The following is an 18612-nucleotide window of genomic DNA, read 5'->3' as shown; positions in this document are numbered from 1 at the left end:
TTCAACACCGCCCTCGGGCGCTTCTACCCCGGCATGGAGGAGCACGCCGCCGTCGCCAACCTGATCGCGACGCACAACCACTATCTGCTCGCGATCTCGGCCGGCGCCGTCTTCTTCGGCGCGATGACCTACATCGGCAACGCGCCGAACTTCATGGTCAAGTCGATCGCCGAGGAGGCCGGGGTGCCGATGCCGTCGTTCTTCGGCTACCTCGCCCGGTGGAGCATCCCCCTCCTGCTCCCGGTCTTCCTCGCGGTGACCTTCGTCTTCTTCGCCTGAACGCGGCGGGCGGCCGGGCATCCCGGAGTGGAGCCCTTCCCGCTCCCGCGGTCCGGCCGTTCCGCGGTGCGCGCCGGGGACCGCGCCGGCAGGCCTGCGGGCTAGCGCGACCGGCGCGCGGGCCGGCCAGCGGCATCGGCGGCGCTTCGCCCCGAAGATCTCCGGGTCATCCGCGCTATTCGTCCGCCGGTTGCACGACGTAGCTCATCGCCGAGCGTACCCGCGCCCCGCCGGTGTGGGTGAAGCTCGTCGCCGACGGCTGCCCGAGCAGGATCCACGGGAACTGACCGTCCAGCTGCTCTTTGTCTCCCTCGAGCCCGTCGGAGCCCATCGCGTCCGGCGGTGCGCCCGGCGGCGGGCCGGGCGGCGGGTTCTGGGCGCAGAGCGTCCGGCAGGTCGCCTCGTCGATCGAGTACTCGCACTTGCAGTACACGGCGAACCGGTCGCAGGCGCCGCCGGCCGTCCAGGTCAGCACGATGTCCTCACCCGACCTCGCCACCCGAAGGCCGCTCACGTCGCACGCCCCGTTGGGCACGCCGACCACCGCGACCGCGTGCGGTTGCTTGTTGCAGGAGGGCGGCGGGCCGGCGGCCGCGGACGGCGGCGCCGCGCAGAGCGGGACCGTCCGGTCGGCGAGCGGATCGGCGAGCGAGATCGAGGCGACCTGCCCCGCGTCCTCGAGCGCGACGTAGACACGGTCCGGCTGCACGGCGAACGGCCGCAGCAGCGCCATCGCCGACGGCTCGCCGGAAAGCGGACGCGTGTCGAGGATGTCGCACGTCACCGGGTCGATCCTCACGAGCCGCCCGCCATCCGAACCCGAGCGGTCGGCCAGCAGCACCGTGTACGAGAAGTTCCCCGGACCCTCGATCAGCGCCGCCGTCAGGTCACCGCCGGCGTCGCAGTGGTCTCCCGTCCGGCCGTCGAGGTTCCGGACGGCGCCCTCCCACCGCGTCGGCAGCGCCGGAATCGGCCGGTCGTAGGGCGCCGAAGGCACCGGCCCCAGGCCGAGCGGCGACCCGGCGCCGATGCTCCACGAGCGCCGCGCCGCCACGTGGAACGAGGCGCTGTCCCCAGCGTCGACCTCGATCAGCACCCCTTCGATCGCGACCTCGCCGGTGGCGAGGTCCCGGCGCTCCAGCGCGTACCAGGCGCCGGCACCGGAAGCACCCAACGGCACGGACGCGGTGACGCCGCCGACCTCGACCCTGGCGTCGTCCGGCACACCCGACGGCTCGAGGTCTCCCCAGTCGACCAGCACCGGCCCGGTGTTCGCTCCCACCAGCGCCTCCTGGTCGAGGACGAAGTAGCACGGCCGGTCCGATCCGGCCGTGCCGACCTGCCCGCCCGCGAACAGGTACGTCCGCCACCGCTCGGCGCTCCCGCTCCGCACCAGCCGCGGGCGCATCGCCGACAGCGCCCTCAGGTCCACCGGCTCGCCGATCGCCGCCGCCAGGTCGAACGACGACACCGGGGTCCGGGTGGCGGTGTCGATCACGCGCACGTGCGAGCCCTGCGCCACGAACACCTTTCCCGAGGGGTCGGCCGGCACCTTCGACGGCGCGACCCCCCTAGGCGCCCCCGGCAGGTCGCTCAGATCGATCTCTCCGGTCACCGTGTCGGTCGCGGGATCGATGATCGAGATCGACATCCCACCCGCGTCGGCCACCCAGATCTCCCGCTGGGCCGGACCCGTGCCGGCCGGCGCCGCCGAAAGCACCACCGCGGAGACCAGAATCCAGCCGATCGCGAAACGGACGCTCCGCATGCGCACCTCCTTCCCGTCCGGTGCGCTCCCTGTCCGGCTAGTCCCGCGACGCGGCCGATTTCACACATTTTTTCGCCCGAGCCCCGGACGGTTTCCCGCGGCGCCCGCCGCGGGCGCCGGATAAGATCGGCACGGGCATGGAGGGACCGTGGCCGGACCGGACGTGGTGATCGTCGGGGGCGGGCTCGCCGGCAGCGAGGCGGCGTGGCAGTGCGCGCGGCGCGGGCTTTCGGTGCGCCTGTACGAGATGCGGCCGGTCCGCCCCACACCGGCGCACCGGAGCGACCGCCTGGCGGAACTGGTCTGCTCGAACTCTTTCAAGTCGGTCGAGCTGACGAGCGCCCACGGACTGCTCAAGGCGGAGCTTCGCGAACTCGGCTCGCTGATCATGCAGTGCGCGGAGGAGGCCCGCCTGCCGGCGGGTGCGGCGCTGGCGGTCGACCGCGAGCTGTTCGCCGAGCGGGTGACGGAGAGGATCGAGTCCGAGCCTCGGATCGAGGTGGTCCGCGAGGAGGTGAAGCGAATTCCCGAACGCGGCCCTGCGATCCTCGCCACCGGCCCCCTCTCCAGCGACGCCATGGCGGAGGAGATCGCGCGGTTCGCGGGCGAGGCGAACCTCGCTTTCTACGACGCGATCAGTCCCGTCGTGGAAGCCTCGTCGATCGACTGGTCGGTGGCGTTCCGGGCCTCCCGCTACGGCAAGGGAAGCGGGCAGGACTATGTCAACTGCCCGATGACGCGCGAGGAGTACGACGCCTTCTACGATGCGCTGATCGCCGCGACCCGCGCCGACCTGCACGACTTCGACCGGGAGCTGCTCTTCGAGGGCTGCCTGCCGATCGAGGAGCTGGCGCTGCGCGGCCGCGACACGCTGCGCTTCGGGCCGATGAAGCCGGTCGGGCTGGTCGATCCCCGGACCGGCCGCCGCCCTTGGGCGGTCGTCCAGCTCCGCCAGGACGACCTGGCGGCCACGCACTACAGCCTCGTCGGATTCCAGAACCGGCTCCGTCAAGGGGAGCAGCGGCGGATCTTCCGCATGATTCCCGGCCTCGAGCGGGCGCGCTTCGTCCGCTACGGCATGATCCACCGGAACACCTACGTCAACGCCCCGCGGGTTCTGCTGCCGACCTTCCAGACCCGCCGGCGTCCCGACCTTTTGATCGCGGGGCAGCTATCGGGAGTGGAGGGCTACACCGAGTCGACGGCCTCCGGTCTGCTCGCCGGGCTGTCCGCCGCCGCCCTGGTCCTCGGCCGGCGTCCTCCGGTGTTCCCCGCTGCCTGTGCCCTCGGCGCGCTGCAGCGGTACGTGTCGGGGGCCAATCCCGACCACTACCAGCCGGCGAACTTCGCTTTCGGGCTGCTGCCGCCGCTCGAAGACCCGCCGCGCCGTCGGCGCGAACGCCGCGCCGCTCTCGTCGAGCGGGCGCTCGCGGCGCTGCGCGACTATCTTAGGGACGAGCCGCTCGCCCTCCCGGGTCCGCCACCGGGAGCCGCTGCGGCGGAACCCGGAGCGGAACGCCGATGACCAGCTCGCACGACGCCCCCCCGTCTCCCCGAGCCCGGGCCTACTTCGTCGCCTCGTTCGAGGTGGCGCGGCGCCTGGCCGAGGGGAGGGGCGACGAGGCGATCGCCATCCTCGAGCGGGAGCTGGAGCGCACGGCGCACAGCGGTGACGTTCCGGGACGGCGGTTCCTCATGTCGCAGATCGCGCTCTGCCACGCCCGCACCGGCCGTCCCGAGCAGGCGCGGGCGGTGTTGGAGCGGATGGAAGAGGAGCTTCCGGGCGATCCCGAAACGTCGCTGGCGCTGGCGGAGGGGTACCTGCTGCTGCTCGACAACCCCGAGCGGGCTTCGCACCACACCGCGCTCGCCCTCCGGTGGAGCGAGGAGCGGGGCGAGGACACGCCGGAACTCCTCTCCCGGGCGAGGTCGCTGATGGCCCGGGCGCGGCTGGCGGCGGGCGACCTCACCGGGGCGTTCGGAGCCTTCAGCGCCGCGCCGCTGCCCGACTGGCGGGTCGCGGTGGCGCTGCTCGAAGCCGGATTCGACCCGGCGCGGATCCGGAATGTGCTAGCCGAAGCGCTACCCGAGCTGAAGGCGCACGAGCGGCGGATGGGGGCCGCGGCGGCCGCCGCCGCCGACCAGGTGAGGCGGCTGATCCTGTGGATCGACGCCGGCTGCCCGGACGGACCCCCGGTTCCCTCCTGAGCGGTCCGTAGCCGTGCGGTCGGCGGCCCAACGATTCCTGTCGCACCTCGAGGAGGACCTCGACCGCTCCCGCGAAACGGTCCGCGCCTACCGCCGCGATCTGCTCGATCTCTGCCTCTTCCTCGAGCGCGCCGGCGGCGGACGCCGCCCGCCGGGCCCGCGGCAGGTGAAGGCCGGTCACCTCCGCGCCTGGGTGGGCGACATGCACCGCCGCGGTCTTTCGGCCACGACGATCGCGCGGCGCCTTTCCGCGGTGCGCTCCCTTTTCCGGTGGCTCGCCCGGCGGGGCGAGGTCTCCGCCAACCCCGCCGAGGAGCTGGCCAATCCGAAGCGCGCGGAGCGGCTGCCGGACCGGCTGGACGTGGAAGACGTCGCGGCGGTGCTCGAAGCCCCGGATGCGGGGACGGCGGCGGGCCGGCGCGATCGCGCGCTCCTCGAGCTTCTCTACGGGGCCGGACTGCGCGTCTCCGAACTGGTCGGGTTGGACGTCGACGATCTGCACCTGCGCGAGCGGACGGTGCGCGTCCTGGGCAAGGGCCGGAAGGAGCGGATCGTTCCTTTCGGCCGCCGCGCAGCCGCCGCACTGCGGGCCTATCTCGCCGCCTCCGCACCGCTCAGGGAGCGCTCGGGCAGCGCGGCGCTGTTCCTCAACATGCGCGGAGGCCGGCTCACCGACCGCTCCGTCCGACGCATCCTCGATCGGGCGGTGCGCCGCGCGGCGCTCGCGCGCGGCGTCCACCCCCACGCGCTGCGCCATTCCTTCGCGACGCACATGCTCGAGTCGGGAATGGACCTCCGCGCGATCCAGGAGCTGTTGGGCCACGCGCGGTTGTCGACCACGCAGCGTTACACGAAGCTCTCTCTCGAGCGGGTGCTGGACGTCTACGACGCCTCGCACCCCCGAGCCTGAGGAAGCCGAGCGGTGCCGGAGGGGCGCGCGCGTCGGGTCCTGCTGGTCGGCGAGGAGTCGGCCGGCGTGCAGGTTCTCAGGCGCCTGCTCGCCTCGCCCCACGAGATCGTCGGCGTGCTCGCGAAACGCCCCGGCGCCGGAGTTCGCGGGGCGAGCGTGCGCGAGGTCGCCGAGGCGGCGGGGATCCCGGTCCTTCCGCCGGAGCGGGTGAAGGAGCCCGCCTTCGCCCGGGAGGTCTCGGCGCTGGCGGTCGATCTGATCCTCAACGTCCACTCGCTCTACTTGATCCGGCCGGAGATCCTGGAGGCGGCCCGCATCGGCGCCTTCAACCTCCACCCGGGCCCGCTGCCGAGGTACGCCGGACTGAACGCGCCGAGCTGGGCCGTGTTGAACGGCGAGCGGCAGCACGGCGTGACCGTTCACTGGATGGACCGGGGCATCGACACCGGGGACATCGCTTACCAGACGATCTTCCCCATCGAGCCGCGCGCGACGGGGTTGTCGGTCGCGGCGAGGTGCATCCGCGAGGGTGTCGCGCTGCTCGAGCGCCTGCTCGACGACGCCCGGGCCGAACCGCCGAGGATCCCCCGGCGTCCCCAGGACAGGTCCTCGCGCAGCTACTACGGGCGCGGCGTTCCGCACGGAGGCCGGATCCGCTGGGAATGGCCCGCCGAACGGCTGGACGCCTTCATCCGCGCCGCCGACTACTATCCCCTACCCTCCCCCTGGGGCCATCCCCGGGCGCGGCTCGCCGGCGAGCCGCTGGGCGTGGTCCGGGCGGAGCCCGCCGATGGGCCGGAGGGCGCGGCGCCGGGGACCGTTCTGGCCGAGGGCGGCGCCTGGCGCGTCGCGTGCGGCGACGGCTGGCTCGCCCTCCGCCTCGTGCACTGGCGGGGGCGCTACGGCCCCCCGGAGAAGCTCCTGCCTCCTGCGGAAAGGCTGGAGGACGGCGGCGGATAGGGGCGCACCGAGACCTGGAAGCGGAGGAGGCGTCGCGTTGGCTGTCGTGTTCGTGGTGGACGACGATCCCGTGACCTGCGAGGCGGTCGCGGCCGCGCTGGCGCCCGAGGGCCACGACATCCGCACCTTCGAGCGCCCGCGGGCGGCGCTCGAGGCCGCGCGGGAAGAGCCCCCTGCGGTGGTGATCACCGACTTCGCGATGCCCGAGATGAACGGCCTCGAGTTCGTTCTCTCGCTCCGGGAACCGTGTCCCGACACCACGTTCCTGGTGGTTTCCGGCCAGGCGACGGTGGAAGACGCCGTCTCCCTGATGAAGCACGGCGTCGTGGACGTGCTGGTCAAGCCGCCGCGCGCGCGGGCGCTGCGGAAGGCGCTGGCGCTCGCGCTCGCCCAGCACGAACTCGCCGCGGAGAACCGCCGGCTCCGACAGGATCTCCGGGCACGGCGGCGGCTCGACAACGTGATCGGCACTTCCCCGGCATTCACGCGGGTGCTGCGCCAGGTCGAAAAGATCGCTCCCAGTCAAGCGAGCGTCCTGCTGACCGGCGAGACCGGCACGGGGAAGGAGGTGATCGCGGAAGCGATCCACGAGCTGAGCCCGCGGAGCGACCGGCGCCTCGTGAAGGTCCACTGCGCGGCGATCCCCGACACGCTCCTCGAGGCGGAGCTCTTCGGCCACGTCCGCGGCGCCTTCACCGGCGCGGTGCGCGACCGGGCGGGCCATTTCGAGCAGGCCCACCGGGGGACGATCTTCCTCGACGAGGTCGGCGAGATCTCGCCGCCGGTCCAGGTGAAGCTCCTGCGCGTCCTCCAGAGCGGGGAGATCCAGCGCCTGGGGGAGTCGGCCACTCGCCGCGTCGACTGCCGCGTCATCGCCGCGACGAACCGCGACCTCGAAAAGGAGGTCGCCGCGGGCCGCTTTCGCGAGGACCTGTACTTCCGGCTCAACGTGATCACCCTGCGCATTCCCCCCTTGCGCGAGCGGGGCGACGACGTGCTCCTGCTCGCCCGCCACTTCCTGGCCCGCGAGGCGGCGCGGGGGGCTCGCCTGGAGGGCTTCACCCCCGCGGCGATCGACGCGCTCTGTCGCTACTCGTGGCCGGGGAACGTCCGCGAGCTGGAAAACGTGATCGCGCGGGCGGCGGCGCTCGCCGAGGGGCCCCTGATCGACGTCGGCGACCTTCCCGAGGCGCTCCGTAACGAATCCGGCCGGGAAGGCGCGGGCCGGCGCATCGAGGAGATGACGCTGGCCGAGGCCGAGCGTCACCTGATCCTCCACGCCCTCGAGCGGTGCTCGGGCGACAAGCGCGCTGCGGCGAAGCGTCTCGGCATCAGCCTGGCGACGCTCTACCGCAAGCTCGCCTCCTACCGTCAGGCATGAGCGACCGCCCGACCCGGGACGATCCCACGGGACTGCCGCAGACCGCCCGCGTGATGGCGGCCGTCGCCGCTGCGGGAGCTCTCGCGCTGGGCGCGGTGGGCGTGGTCTCCTGGCAGCGGGAGCGCGTTCGGCTGGACCGGGAGCAGGAGGCGCGTGCGGAGAGGGCAGCCGCGGTCGCCGCGGCCTTCACCCTCCGGCGGGTGGAGCGAAGCCGGCTCTTCCTCCGCGGACTGGCGCAGGCCCGCCTGCTCCAGGAGGCGCTGGCCCAGCGCAACGCCGCGCGGGTGAGCGCCGCGGTCCGCCGGCTCGCTTCCGGTACGGAGGCTCCGCTGATCGCCGTCCTCGACGCCGCGGGGCGCCCGCTCGGCGGCTCGAACGCGCTCGCCCTCATGTCGCTGGGAAGCCTCTCTCCTCCGAGGTCGTCCGGAGGGGCGTGGCGGGCGTTGCTCGGGCAGGTGGCGGCCGTGTTCGACGTACCGGTCACGGCCGCCGGGCGGACCCTCGGCACCGTGCGCGGGGCCGTGCGATTCGGGCCCGCCTTCCTCAACGAGATCTCGCACGACCTGGGCGTGCCGCTGGCGATCCTGCGCGGCGAGATCTCCGTCGGTGCCGCGTTCCCGGCACCGCCGCCCCTTCCGGGAGGCCAGTCGGACCACCTTGCAGGCCGCACCGAACTCGGAGGCATCCCGTTCGACCTCGCCTACGTCCGTCTCGACCGCGCGCCGCTGGAGTCGGATCCGGGGGGCCCGCCGACCTGGATCGTCGCGGGGATCGACCGTTCGGGCGTGGCCGCGGCGCGCCGGCGCTTCCTCTGGCTGACCGCCGGACTCGGGGCCGGCGGCCTCGCACTGATGCTGCTGGTGACCGGTGTCCTGCTTCGCGCCGCATCGACTCGCGAGCGGCGCCTCGTGGCCCAGCGGGACGCGGCCGCCGCCCGCTCGGCCGGTCTTTCCGACCGGCTCGAGCACCTTCGGGCCGTCGTCCACGACATCAAGGCGCCGCTGACCGGCGTCCAGCTCACCGCAGAGCAGCTCCGCGAGACGGCCGAGGACGAGGGAACGCGCCGGGCGCTCGGCCGCATCATCCAGACCTGCGAGCGGCTCGAGCTGTTCCTGACGAACGTCTTGACCGCCGCGCGGGCCGAGGAAGGGCCGATCGAGCTGCGGCGGGAGGTGGTTCTCGCGCACGGGATGCTCGAGGAGGTGGCCGAGCGGCTGGCGATCCTCTCGGAGACGCGAGGGGTTCGCCTGGCGACGCGGGCCGACGCGCCGCTGCCGCCGTTCGAGGCCGACGCGTCGCTCCTCGAGCGCGCGCTCGCCAACCTCGCCGCCAACGCGATCGCCGCGTGCGGCGAGGGGGACGAGGTTCGCCTGTTCGCGGAGCGGGGAGACGGCGAGATCGTGCTCGGCGTCGAGGACACCGGACCCGGCTTTCCGTTCGATCCGGCGCAGGCCTTCTCGCGGGCGCGGCCGCGCGTCAAGGACGCCTCGCTCAAGGCCGGCTCGAGTGGCCTGGGTCTGTACATCGTCGCCCGCATCGCCGAGGCCCACGGCGGCCGCTCCGAGGCCGAGAACCGCCCTGGGGGAGGCGCGAGGACCGCGATCCGCATCCCCCTCGCGGGCCCCTCGCGAGACGAGAAGGGGTGACACCCTTTGCGGGACCGGTCCGGCGGCGCTTCCGGCGATCTTTCCGCCGAGCCTCTCCGGACCGGCGCGGCGCCTCGCGTTCCGGGTCGAGCCGCCTCCCGCGGCGGCGGCGCGTTCCGGGCCGCGCGCCGGCGGGACGGCGCTGCCGTCACGAGCCGGCACGCCCCCGCGCCGGCGCCGCTTCCGGAGAGCGCTGCGCCAGGATCCATTCGCGCGCGACTTCGAGCGCGCGGTCGCGTCCGGATCGCTTGTCTTCGAGCGTGGGAATGACCTCGATGTCCGGGAGGATCCCGCGGGACCACGAAGCGTCGCCGTTCGCGCGGACGTAGCGCTTCGTCGATGCGCGGGCCTGCAGGCGCGTGTGCGGCAGCCGGAAGGAGTAGATCTCGCCGAAGGCATTCGGGTTGCCGCCGGTTTCCCTGCCGATCAGCGTCGCCAGGTGGTAGTCCTTGATCGCGTTCGCCAGCTTCTGCGCGGAGGAGAAGGTGCGCGGGCCGATCAGCACGCAGACGGGGCCGTCGTAGCGCAGCGGGTTCTCGGGAGGCACCTTCGTCTCGGCCTCGAAGCCGAGGATCGAGCCCTCGGGCGCGCGCCAGATCCGCCGTCCCAGCGGGTGCAGGTACTGGAGCGGGAGCCATCGCAGCGCCCGCGGAAAGTAGGTCTCCTCGATCCAGCGCTTCTTCTGCCGCGAGACCTTGAGCTCCATGCGGGCCATCATCCGGTACGGCTTGTCGGTGATGTAGGACAGCAGCGCATGGCCGATGTCGGTCGAGCCGCCGCCGTTGCGGCGGAGATCGATGACGAGGCCGCGGATCGGACGCCGCTGGATCTCGCGGAAGGTGCGCTCGAGAAACGAGCGAAACGCGCCCAGACGCCGCATGCGTCGCAGCTCGAGATAGCCGATGTCGCCGTCCATGCGCTCGAAGCGGAAGTCGGCGCTCTCGCTGTGTCGCTTCTCCTTCGCCTCCCTCAGCGCCTCCCACGTCACGCCGCCGAGCACCGTGCGCTGCGCCGGAGCGTCGGGCGCCGTCCTCCACTCGATGTCGAACGGCGGTTCGAGACCCTCGATCCACAGCAGGATCCGGAAGTTGCGCAGCGCCTGGTACTCGCGGTAGTAGAGCTTTTCGCCGCTGAGCGTTTTCACGAAGCGCGAGAACAGTTCGCCGGCGGGCCGGCCGGCGATGCTCGTGAGCCACGCCCCCGGCTCGACGGCGGCGCCCGGTTCGTGGACCGCCGAAACCCGCAGGGCGCCGTCCTCGAAAGCGTCGACCTCGAGCGGGAACCACCGCTCGCCATTCTCGATGGCGCTGCGAAGTTCCAACCCGGGGAACTCCAGCCCGGTGTGGCCGTCGCCGAACGAAGCCGCCAGCTCGGCGAGCAGCGGCCAGAACTCCTTGCGCGTCATCGGCCGCGCCAAGGCCTTCCGCAGCTCGGCGGCGCGGGCCGCGATCGACTCCTTGGAGACGTGAAAGTAGAGGTCGGGATGGACCTCCTCGAAGGTGCGGAGCACGAACTCGAGATCCGCGGCGAGTTCTTCCGGGGAGAACGACCGGGTGGCGATCTCCGGGCCGGGAGGCGGCTCCGGAGCGTGGGCCAAGTAGGACCAGCCGGAGAGGCCGGCCGCGGCGACGGCGATGCCGAGCAGACAGGTCGCGAGCAGGCGCATGGACCGGCCGACGGTACCCCGGCGCGGCGCCCTCCGACAACTCCCTCCGCCGCCGCTTCCCAGGACTCGCTACACCAGGAACTTCCCCGAAACGCCGAGCGCAAAGGCGATCGCGCCGAGGTGCAGTTCGATCCACATCAGCGTGCGCGCGCGGCGGAGGGCCACCCGCGCCGCCGGCGCATCGCCCGCCGCGAGGGCCGTGCGAAGAGCGCGGTAGGGTCCGAGCGCCACCGCGGCGATCAGCCCCGCCGCGAGGAGGCCGAAGAGCATCATCAGGTTCACGTGCAAGGGAAGGCGCGCCATCCCGCCGAACGCCGCGGTCATCCGGAAACCGGTCAGCAGGACGAGCAGCGCGGCCGCCGCCGACCAGACGAGGAAGGTCCCGAGGGCCCGGGCCCACAGCCTCGTGTGGCGCTCGCCGTCGAGAACTTCGCGGGCTGCCGGCTGGAGAACGAAGCCGGCGAAGACGAGGCCTCCCACCCAGACCATCGCCGCCAGGCCGTGAAGGAGGTAGAGAAGGAACGTCTCCATCGCCGCACTCCCCCGCGGGGCGCGCCCACCCCGCGCGCTCCCGCTCGTGATCCCGCCGCATCGGCGGGGCGGCCGCCCCGCCCGCCGCGGCACCCGGGGCCGGAGGACCCGCCCCGGCGGACCGCCCGCTCCCGCCCCCACCGGGAGCGGAGCGGTGAAGACTACCGCGAGGGCATGCTCCAGGCGAGGCCTGCCGCCCGGAAGCCCGACCGGGGGCGAGCTCAGCCGCCCGGCTCCAGCCGGCGGAGCTGATCCAGCAGCTCCCGCGCCGCGGGGCGCTTCCGGAAGTCGCGGTCGATCCGGATCCACCGGACGCGCCCGTCACGGCCGATCAGGATGGCCGTGGGGTGAGGAACGGAGCGCTTCTCCTCGTTGATCACGCCGTAGGCGCGGATCACTTCGAGTTCGGTGTCGGAGAGGAGGGTCAACCGCACCCCCGCATCCCCGGCCCATCGCTCCAGCCTCGCAACGGGATCGGGGCTGACGGCCCACAGTTCGGCACCGAGCGATTCGAACGCCTGGCGATTCGCGTGCAGCTCACCGAGCTGCTTCCGGCAATAGGGTCACCACACTCCTCGGAAGAAGACGAGCACGACCGGTTTCTTGCCGGCGACCTGCGAGAGCGTGCGCGTGCCTCCTCCGGCGGCGGGCAGGGTGAAATCGGGGGCGATCGAACCGACCCCGATGGGAGCGGCCGGCGGTTCGGCTGCGGCGCAGGCGAACGCCAGGCTCAATGCGGGCAAGGCCAGCCAGCGGGCAGGGCGGGGCATCGGAATCTCCTTTCCCTCGGGCGGGTCGATCCGCCCGCGTTCCCACGTTACCAGATCGCCACCTCGAAGCGCCCGTCGGCGTCGGCGACCCCCCTGAGCATCGACGGCGTGCTGTAGACCATCGCCACCGACCCGTCCGCTCCGACGGCGATCAGTCCCCCGTCGCCGGGGCGGAGGACGTCATCGATCACGTGGTGAGCCGCCTGCTCGAGGGTCAGCCCCTTGTACTCGACGAGAGCGGCGACCGTGCGCGCCACCGTGTACCGGATGAACTGCTCTCCCTGACCGGTACAGGAGATGGCGGCCGTGCCGTCGGCATAGGTTCCGGCCCCGATCACGGGCGAATCGCCGATCCGGCCCGTCGCCTTGTTGGTGAGCCCGCCGGTGGAGGTTCCCGCCGCGAGGCGTCCTTCGCGGTCGAGGGCCACGGCGCCCACCGTCCCGTGTCCTGCCGGAGCGGAGCGCTCCTTCTCGAGAGCCCGCTGCAGCGCGTCCCATCGGCGCTGGGTGAAGAAGTAGGACGGGTCGACCAGCTCGAGCCCGACCCTCTCCGCGAACCGCTCCGCGCCTTCGCCCGCGAAGAAGACGTGCCGCGAGCGCTCCATGACCGCCCGGGCGAGCTTGATCGGGTTTTTCACGCGCGTGACGCCGGTCACCGCGCCGCACCGCATCGTCGCGCCGTCCATGATCGACGCGTCCAGTTCGTTCCGGCCCTCGTGCGTGAACACGGCGCCCTTCCCGGCGTTGAACGCGGGATCGTCCTCGAGCGTCGCGATGACCGCCTCCACGGCATCGACGCTGCTTCCTCCCCGCTCGAGGATCTCCTTGCCCCGTGTCAGCGCCGCCTTCAGTCCCTCCGTGAAGGCGGTCACGCGTTCCGGGCTGGTGCTCTCCGGGCGGGCGGATCCGGCGCCCCCGTGAATCACGAGCACCCAAGCCGGACGCCTGGCCCGTCCCGCTTCCGGCGGGCTCGCCGCCCCCCCGCGCTGGCAGGCCATCATCGACAACGTCAGCAGAAGTCCCACGCACGCACTCGCCCGCATCTTCGCCTCCCTCACCGCAGCCCGCGCACCTCGAAACGGAGGCGGACGGTCTCGCCCGGCCCGACCCGGACGTCCGCCACCTCGGGCCGGACGTCGAGGCTGGCTCCTCCCGGCCCGAAGATCATGACCCGGTAGCGGCCCGGCGGCAGCCCCTCCGCGCGGAACCCGGCCCGGCCGGGGCCGGCGGGATCGGGGGCGAGCCGCGCCCATTCGCGGAGGATATCGTCAGGGCCGACCAGGACGACCTCGGCGGCGAGTTCGACGCGCCCCCGAAGGCTCCCCTCGATCTTCCCGGCGGGCGCCTCCGGTGCCGCTGGCCGCGGCCCGGGGCGGCGGCCCGGGTGCGGGGCGGCGGGGGTCTGGTCGCGGTCCGCTTCCTTTTCGCCATCGGGGGGCGGCTCCCGTTCCGCTGCCGCGCCGCCGCCGGCGTTCCGCGGGACGGCTGGCCGGAAGCGAGGCGCGTCCGCGCTCGTCTCCACGGAGGCCGGTGCGCCTCGCCCCTCGGGCGGCGGCCCGGCGGCGACGCGTCGCGGGGGGCGGCCGCCCCGCAGGACGAGAACCGAGCCCTCGGGGAGCGGGACCAGGGCGCGAGCCTCCGGACCGACCGCGATCCGGCCGAACTCCCCGAGATCCTCGCCCCGGAGGAACCGCACCTCCGGAGGCGAGCGCGTGAGGACCGCCACCGCCGCCGGCTCGCGCGTCGTCCAGACGATATCGGCGACGGGACCCAACCTGGACTCGGCGCGCACCGGCATCCGCCCGTGGATCGCGCTGTCGCCGAGGTCGATCAGGCGCACGCCGTCCGGCGCGGCGGCGGCGATCCGGCTCGATCCCTCCCGGACGGAGATCTTGCCGGCGGGAAACCCGAGCGGATAGACGAGCCAGGTGCCGAGATCGGGCAGGCGGAAGCTTCGCAGAGAGCTCCCCGCGGCGACGAGCACCGCCCCGCCGTCCGGGGCAACGGCCGCCGAGCGCGGAGCGAGGGAAAGCCGGCGCACCGGCGGGTGCCGCCGGCGCGCGGCGACCAGCACAGCCCGGTCGCCCCCGAGTTCCGCCACGAGCAGCGGATTCCCTCCGGCGACGAGAAGATCGACGGCCCGGCCCCGCCACCGGCCCACGAGGCGCGCACCCGCTGCGTCCGAGGGGACCTCCCACACCTCGGCGCGGGATTCCCGCTGCACGGCGACGAGAATCCCATCCCCCGTGCACGCGACGGCCACGGGATCGCCCGCCGGAGGGCGCCAGACCTCGGCTCCCTCCGGCCATCTCACGACCCGGCCAAAAGCCGCCTCGAAAACCGACCCGCCGGCAGGCTGGAAGCAGCCCGCGGCCGCGACCGCCGCGCACGTGGCGGCCGACGCGACCAGGGCCGGCACCAGCAGCCTCCGGGACACCGCGGGCTCTCCGGGAGCGCGTCCCGGGCGAGCTTACCGCGGACGCCGGCGTGCGGTCACCGCAGGTCGAGGTTGACGTCCACCTCCGTGCCTGCCGCCAGCACGACCTCACGCCTGACGTCGACGCCGTCCGGCGTGACGATCCGCACGACGTGACGGCCGGGACGGAGATGCATCTTGCGGGGGAAGCCATCGAATTCGTCGGCCGTGCCGCGGTAGGTGCCGTCGACCCAGATCCGGGAAGACTTGGGCTTCACGTTGAAGTCGACGACCGCACCCGGCCGCCCGTCGACGATCACGACCCGGTGCAGGGGGCGCGGGGTGCCGATGACGATCACGGCGTGCGCGCGGACGCGGCGGTGGTGGTGACGCCACGGTCTCGGATGCGCGATCGCCGGCGCGGCGAGGAAGGCGAGACAGACCGCCGCCGCGAGAATGCGTCCGAACCTCGAAAACGGTGCGCTCATGATCACCTCCGTCGGGGTCGCTCCTCCCGCGCCTCCATTCGTCGAAGACGCGGACGGGCCCGCCCGGTTGACACAGCCGCGGGCCCGCCGGAGTGAATCGTCGTGCCCCGTGGGCGGCCGGGGCCACCCCGGCGGCGGGTTCACGCGCCGGCGTCGTTCAGGATCTTGCGGATCGCTGCGCGGGTGATCGGGTGGTAGCGGGGACTCGCCCGCTCGAAGAGCGCGCGGGCCCGTGCCCGCCCTTCCTCCGTCGCCGACAGATCGCGGTAGAGGGGCTCGAGGAACTTCAAGCGGCCGACCTCGAGCAGAAACTCCTCCAGGCGGGCATCGGCCGCGCGATAGCGGGACCGCACGGCGTGCCGGAGCCACGCGCCGAGGATCTCGGCGTTCGCCGAGTCGGTGAAGTGGAACGCTGCGTCCAGCTCTGCCATCCGGTCCACGGGGACCGGATCCTCGAGGTGGCCCAGGAACCGCAGCCACTGCTGCGTGTTCCAGCCGCCGGCATCGAGACGATCGGCCGGCGTTCCGGAACGCCAGGCCTCGAACTGCCGGTCGACTCGGGCGAACGCCTCCGGGACGACCTCCGGGGAGTCCTCGGGCAACCCCGGCATGTCGATCCAAAGCTCGGCCTCTTCGAGCGCCTCCGGGTCGTCCTTGGCGAGATGCGCCGCGAGGAAGTGGCGGAAGTCCTTCGTCGTGACCGGGCGGAACGCGAACGCATCGAAGTAGCGCCGCAAGAACGCGTCGAACGCCCGGCGGCCGAACCGCCGCTCGAGACGTTCGAGGAACATGCGCCCCTTCTCGTAAGGCACATCCGTCATCGCCTCGTCCGGGTCCCGGCCCGCAAGATCCAGGGCGAGCCGGGTGTCGGGCGAGCTGCGGCCGAGGCGGTCCAACTCCTCCTCAAGGGCGTGTCGCCCGAGGGCCCGCAACATGTCGGCGTACTCCTTCCCCCTCAGCGCCTCCATGATCCGGACTTCGATGTAGGTCGTGAATCCCTCGTTGAGCCAGAAGTCGTTCCAGGTCGCGTTGGTGACGAGGTTTCCCGACCAGGAGTGCGCCAGCTCGTGGGCGACCAGCGCGGTGAGCGAGCGGTCCCCCGCCAGCACCGTCGGCGTGACGAAGGTCAGGCGCGGGTTTTCCATCCCACCGAACGGAAAGCTCGGCGGCAGGACGAGGATGTCGTAGCGGCCCCACCGGTACGGCCCGTAGAGCGATTCGGCGACGGCCATCATCTCTTCGGTCTCGGCGAATTCCCGGGCCGCCCGGTCGACCACCTCCGGCTCGGCATAGACGCCGGAGCGGGGACCGAGGGGGCGGAATTCCAGCTCACCGGCCGCGATGGCCATCAGATAGGCGGGGATCGGCTGCGGCATCCGGAACCGGTAGACGCCGTCGGGCGCCGGTTCGGTCGGATTCTCGGCGCTCATCAGCGCCATCAGCGGCGGAGGCACGCGGACCGTGGCTTCGTAGGTCGCGCGCACGGAAGGGGTGTCCTGGCAGGGGATCCAGCTCCGCGCGAGGATCGACTGCGACTGGGAATAGAGGAAGGGATGCCGCCCCCCCTCCGTCTGCTCGGGATCCAGCCATTGCAGAGCGGCGGCCTCTGGATCCGTCCGGTAGGCGACGACGACCGATCTCGTTTCCGGGCGGAGCTCGACGGCGAGCGGCCGCCCGAGTCCCGCCCGGGCCGGGCCGAGACGCCACTGCAGGGGCCTTCCCTTTCCGTCCCGCACGGACCGGATCTCGAGGTCGCGGGTGTCGAGCACGAGCGGAGCGCCGGGATCGCGGCGGTCCAAGTCGAGCCGCACGGAGCCGGACAGGCGCCGCGCCTCGAAGTCGGCCTCGAGGTCGAGCGCGAGGTGCGTGACCCGGACCTGCTCGGGGTGCGACCAGGAATGGGGATCGGGGCCGTCCGGGGCCGCCGGCGCGCCGCACCCGGCCGCGAGGAGCAATCCGGCGGCGGCGCCGAGCGCACCCAGCGTCCGGCCCCGCCGGATTCGTGGCCTCCGTTCGGTTCCCACCGGGCCTCCTCGGGACGGGCGATCATAGGCCGGCCCGCCGCGGAGGCGCACGCGGCGTCCGGTCGCCTCTCCGGATCGGAGACGGCTCGGCGAGGAGGACGAGGGCCGGCCCGGCGGGTTCGCGGCCGGCGACGGCCGCGTTCGCGCGGGGGACGGCGGCCGGCGATGACCGCGCCCGCGCGGGGGACGGCGGCCGCCGGCGAGTTTCCCGCTTCCGTCGGGGACCCGGGCCTTTCCGGCGGCGCGGCGGTCGCGCGGCGGCCCGGCTGTCGCGGGTAGACTTTCCGCATGGGCACGGGCGCCGACGCACCCCGGGACGCCGACCGCGTCCTCTCGGTGGAGCCCGGTCCCGAGGTGGAGACGCGGGTCCGGGGCTCGCGGTTCATCGGCCAGGCGTTGCCGGCGGGTTCGGTCGACGACGCCGGCCGCCTCCTCGCCGCGATCCGCCGCCGGTACCACGACGCGACGCACCACTGCTGGGCGCTGCGCCTCGCGGGACCGGGCGAACCGGAGGAGCGCTGCGACGACGCGGGGGAGCCGTCGGGAACCGCCGGCGCTCCGATCCTCTCCACCCTTCGGCACGCAGGACTCCTCGACACGCTTTGCGTGGTCACGCGCTATTTCGGCGGCACGAAGCTGGGAACGGGGGGGCTGGCGCGCGCCTACGCGGAGGCGGCCCGGCGGGCCCTGGAGGCCGCGCCGCGCCGGGAGGTGTGGCGGACCGAGCGGGTTCTCCTCCGCTGCGAGTACGAGCGGCTCGGGGCGGTCGAGGCCGCACTGGCGAGGGCGGGTGACGCCCTGGTCTCGGTCGACCGAGCCTTCGACCCCGCCCCGAGGCTCACCCTCGAGGTCAAGAGCAGCCGCCTCGAGTCGCTGGTCCGGACGCTGACCGACGCCACCGCCGGCGAAGCGCGGATCGAGCGGCTGCCCGGGGAGGGCCGGTGAGGATCGGCGTCCTGTCCGACACGCACGATCTCCTCCGCCCGGAGGCGCTGGACGCCCTCGCCGGCGCCGATCTCATCGTGCACCTCGGCGACGTCTGCAGCCCGGGCATCCTGCAAGAGCTCTCCCGCCTCGCGCCGGTCCGTGCCGTTCGCGGAAACTGCGATGGTGGGGCGTGGGCGGCGAGCCTCCCTCCCTCGGACACCTTCGAGGCGGAGGGGATCACCATCCATGCGCGTCACGATCTCGGCCTGCTGGACATCGCACCCGACCGGGCCGGAATCGCAGTGGTCCTCCACGGCCACAGCCACACACCGGAGCGCCGGCGCCGCGGCGGGGTGCTCTACCTCAATCCCGGAAGCGCCGGCCCCCGCCGCTTCCGGTACCCGGTCACGCTGGCCATCCTCGAAATCGAAGGGGGCACCCCGCGCCCCCGCTTCGTCCGCCTCGCCGGGTGACCCCGGCGCGCCGGCGGCGGCCTCGCGTCCCCCCGGCGGATCCCCGCCGGGAGGTCCCGCCCCTCCGGCCGGACCGTCGATCGGGAGGGAACGCCGGGAGAGATCGGCGCGAGCGGGCCCCGGGGATTCGAGCGGTCGGAATGGCGACCCGGGCGGCGTGGGGGC

Annotated in this window: 18 protein-coding genes; 9 read left to right on the top strand and 9 right to left on the bottom strand. The window is 73.4% G+C overall.

Annotated features, from left to right (window positions below; all coding sequences use genetic code 11):
- Positions 1-279: sodium:proton antiporter (locus D6718_07090; GenBank protein RMG45609.1), on the top strand; the 279-nt coding region annotated here is incomplete at its 5' end.
- A gap of 175 nt (positions 280-454) precedes the next feature.
- Here the strand turns inward: D6718_07090 and D6718_07085 are convergent.
- A complete protein-coding gene (locus D6718_07085; protein RMG45608.1) occupies positions 455-2047 on the bottom strand; it encodes a hypothetical protein in 1593 nt (530 codons plus the stop codon).
- A gap of 148 nt (positions 2048-2195) precedes the next feature.
- Here D6718_07085 and D6718_07080 point away from each other — a divergent pair, with 148 nt between their 5' ends.
- The 6 genes from D6718_07080 to D6718_07055 are packed head-to-tail and all read left to right on the top strand — an operon-like array spanning position 2196 to position 9152.
- Positions 2196-3572 (top strand): methylenetetrahydrofolate--tRNA-(uracil(54)-C(5))-methyltransferase (FADH(2)-oxidizing) TrmFO, encoded by a 1377-nt coding sequence (locus tag D6718_07080; GenBank protein ID RMG45607.1) that lies wholly within the window; start codon positions 2196-2198, stop codon positions 3570-3572.
- Positions 3569-4255 carry a hypothetical protein gene (locus D6718_07075; protein ID RMG45606.1) on the top strand — a complete coding sequence of 229 codons (687 nt, stop codon included), beginning with the start codon at positions 3569-3571 and terminating at the stop codon, positions 4253-4255. Before D6718_07080 ends, D6718_07075 begins: the two co-directional genes overlap by 4 nt.
- A gap of 13 nt (positions 4256-4268) precedes the next feature.
- A complete protein-coding gene (gene xerC, locus D6718_07070) occupies positions 4269-5165 on the top strand; it encodes a tyrosine recombinase XerC (protein ID RMG45605.1) in 897 nt (298 codons plus the stop codon).
- Positions 5166-5177: 12 nt separating this feature from the next.
- Positions 5178-6125 (top strand): methionyl-tRNA formyltransferase, encoded by a 948-nt coding sequence (locus D6718_07065; GenBank protein ID RMG45604.1) that lies wholly within the window; start codon positions 5178-5180, stop codon positions 6123-6125.
- Positions 5956-7506 (top strand): sigma-54-dependent Fis family transcriptional regulator, encoded by a 1551-nt coding sequence (locus D6718_07060; protein ID RMG45603.1) that lies wholly within the window; start codon positions 5956-5958, stop codon positions 7504-7506. Before D6718_07065 ends, D6718_07060 begins: the two co-directional genes overlap by 170 nt.
- Positions 7503-9152, top strand: a complete 1650-nt coding sequence (locus tag D6718_07055; GenBank protein ID RMG45602.1) for a sensor histidine kinase — start codon at positions 7503-7505, stop codon at positions 9150-9152. Before D6718_07060 ends, D6718_07055 begins: the two co-directional genes overlap by 4 nt.
- Before the next feature lie 148 nt (positions 9153-9300).
- Here D6718_07055 and D6718_07050 read toward each other — a convergent pair whose 3' ends face one another.
- The 8 genes from D6718_07050 to D6718_07015 form a co-directional block, all read right to left on the bottom strand.
- Positions 9301-10818 (bottom strand): hypothetical protein, encoded by a 1518-nt coding sequence (locus D6718_07050; GenBank protein RMG45601.1) that lies wholly within the window; start codon positions 10816-10818, stop codon positions 9301-9303.
- Positions 10819-10887: 69 nt separating this feature from the next.
- Complete coding sequence (locus D6718_07045; GenBank protein RMG45600.1) at positions 10888-11349, bottom strand: hypothetical protein; 462 nt, start codon at positions 11347-11349, stop codon at positions 10888-10890.
- A gap of 221 nt (positions 11350-11570) precedes the next feature.
- Positions 11571-11885 (bottom strand): hypothetical protein, encoded by a 315-nt coding sequence (locus tag D6718_07040; protein RMG45599.1) that lies wholly within the window; start codon positions 11883-11885, stop codon positions 11571-11573.
- 27 nt (positions 11886-11912) lie between these two features.
- Positions 11913-12119 carry a hypothetical protein gene (locus tag D6718_07035; protein ID RMG45598.1) on the bottom strand — a complete coding sequence of 69 codons (207 nt, stop codon included), beginning with the start codon at positions 12117-12119 and terminating at the stop codon, positions 11913-11915.
- A gap of 47 nt (positions 12120-12166) precedes the next feature.
- Positions 12167-13162 (bottom strand): isoaspartyl peptidase/L-asparaginase, encoded by a 996-nt coding sequence (locus D6718_07030; protein RMG45597.1) that lies wholly within the window; start codon positions 13160-13162, stop codon positions 12167-12169.
- An 11-nt stretch (positions 13163-13173) separates the two neighbouring features.
- Positions 13174-14556, bottom strand: coding sequence for a carboxypeptidase regulatory-like domain-containing protein (locus tag D6718_07025; GenBank protein ID RMG45596.1), 1383 nt, complete (start codon positions 14554-14556; stop codon positions 13174-13176).
- A 56-nt stretch (positions 14557-14612) separates the two neighbouring features.
- A complete protein-coding gene (locus D6718_07020; protein ID RMG45595.1) occupies positions 14613-15029 on the bottom strand; it encodes a hypothetical protein in 417 nt (138 codons plus the stop codon).
- 134 nt (positions 15030-15163) lie between these two features.
- On the bottom strand, positions 15164-17023 hold the full coding sequence (locus tag D6718_07015; GenBank protein ID RMG45610.1) for a M1 family peptidase: 1860 nt from the start codon (positions 17021-17023) through the stop codon (positions 15164-15166).
- Between the two features lie 312 nt (positions 17024-17335).
- Here D6718_07015 and D6718_07010 point away from each other — a divergent pair, with 312 nt between their 5' ends.
- The gene (locus tag D6718_07010; GenBank protein ID RMG45594.1) at positions 17336-17992 is read left to right on the top strand and encodes a hypothetical protein; all 657 of its coding nucleotides are present in this window, start codon (positions 17336-17338) and stop codon (positions 17990-17992) included.
- A complete protein-coding gene (locus D6718_07005) occupies positions 17989-18447 on the top strand; it encodes a metallophosphoesterase (protein ID RMG45593.1) in 459 nt (152 codons plus the stop codon). Before D6718_07010 ends, D6718_07005 begins: the two co-directional genes overlap by 4 nt.
- Positions 18448-18612: the final 165 nt, after the last annotated feature.

The organism is Acidobacteriota bacterium (assembly GCA_003696075.1).
In the GTDB taxonomy this organism is placed as follows: domain Bacteria; phylum Acidobacteriota; class Polarisedimenticolia; order J045; family J045; genus J045.
The sequence above is the reverse complement of the archived record's forward strand: the minus strand, read 5'-3'. Positions and strand labels throughout refer to the sequence as shown.

Coding starts and splice junctions, on each gene's coding strand:
- D6718_07085 (RMG45608.1), bottom strand. CDS start 2,047: ATGCGGAGCGTCCGTTTCGCGATCGGCTGGATTCTGGTCTCCGCGGTG.
- D6718_07075 (RMG45606.1), top strand. CDS start 3,569: ATGACCAGCTCGCACGACGCCCCCCCGTCTCCCCGAGCCCGGGCCTAC.
- D6718_07060 (RMG45603.1), top strand. CDS start 5,956: ATGGGCCGGAGGGCGCGGCGCCGGGGACCGTTCTGGCCGAGGGCGGCG.
- D6718_07055 (RMG45602.1), top strand. CDS start 7,503: ATGAGCGACCGCCCGACCCGGGACGATCCCACGGGACTGCCGCAGACC.
- D6718_07050 (RMG45601.1), bottom strand. CDS start 10,818: ATGCGCCTGCTCGCGACCTGTCTGCTCGGCATCGCCGTCGCCGCGGCC.
- D6718_07045 (RMG45600.1), bottom strand. CDS start 11,349: ATGGAGACGTTCCTTCTCTACCTCCTTCACGGCCTGGCGGCGATGGTC.
- D6718_07035 (RMG45598.1), bottom strand. CDS start 12,119: ATGCCCCGCCCTGCCCGCTGGCTGGCCTTGCCCGCATTGAGCCTGGCG.
- D6718_07030 (RMG45597.1), bottom strand. CDS start 13,162: ATGCGGGCGAGTGCGTGCGTGGGACTTCTGCTGACGTTGTCGATGATG.
- D6718_07010 (RMG45594.1), top strand. CDS start 17,336: ATGGGCACGGGCGCCGACGCACCCCGGGACGCCGACCGCGTCCTCTCG.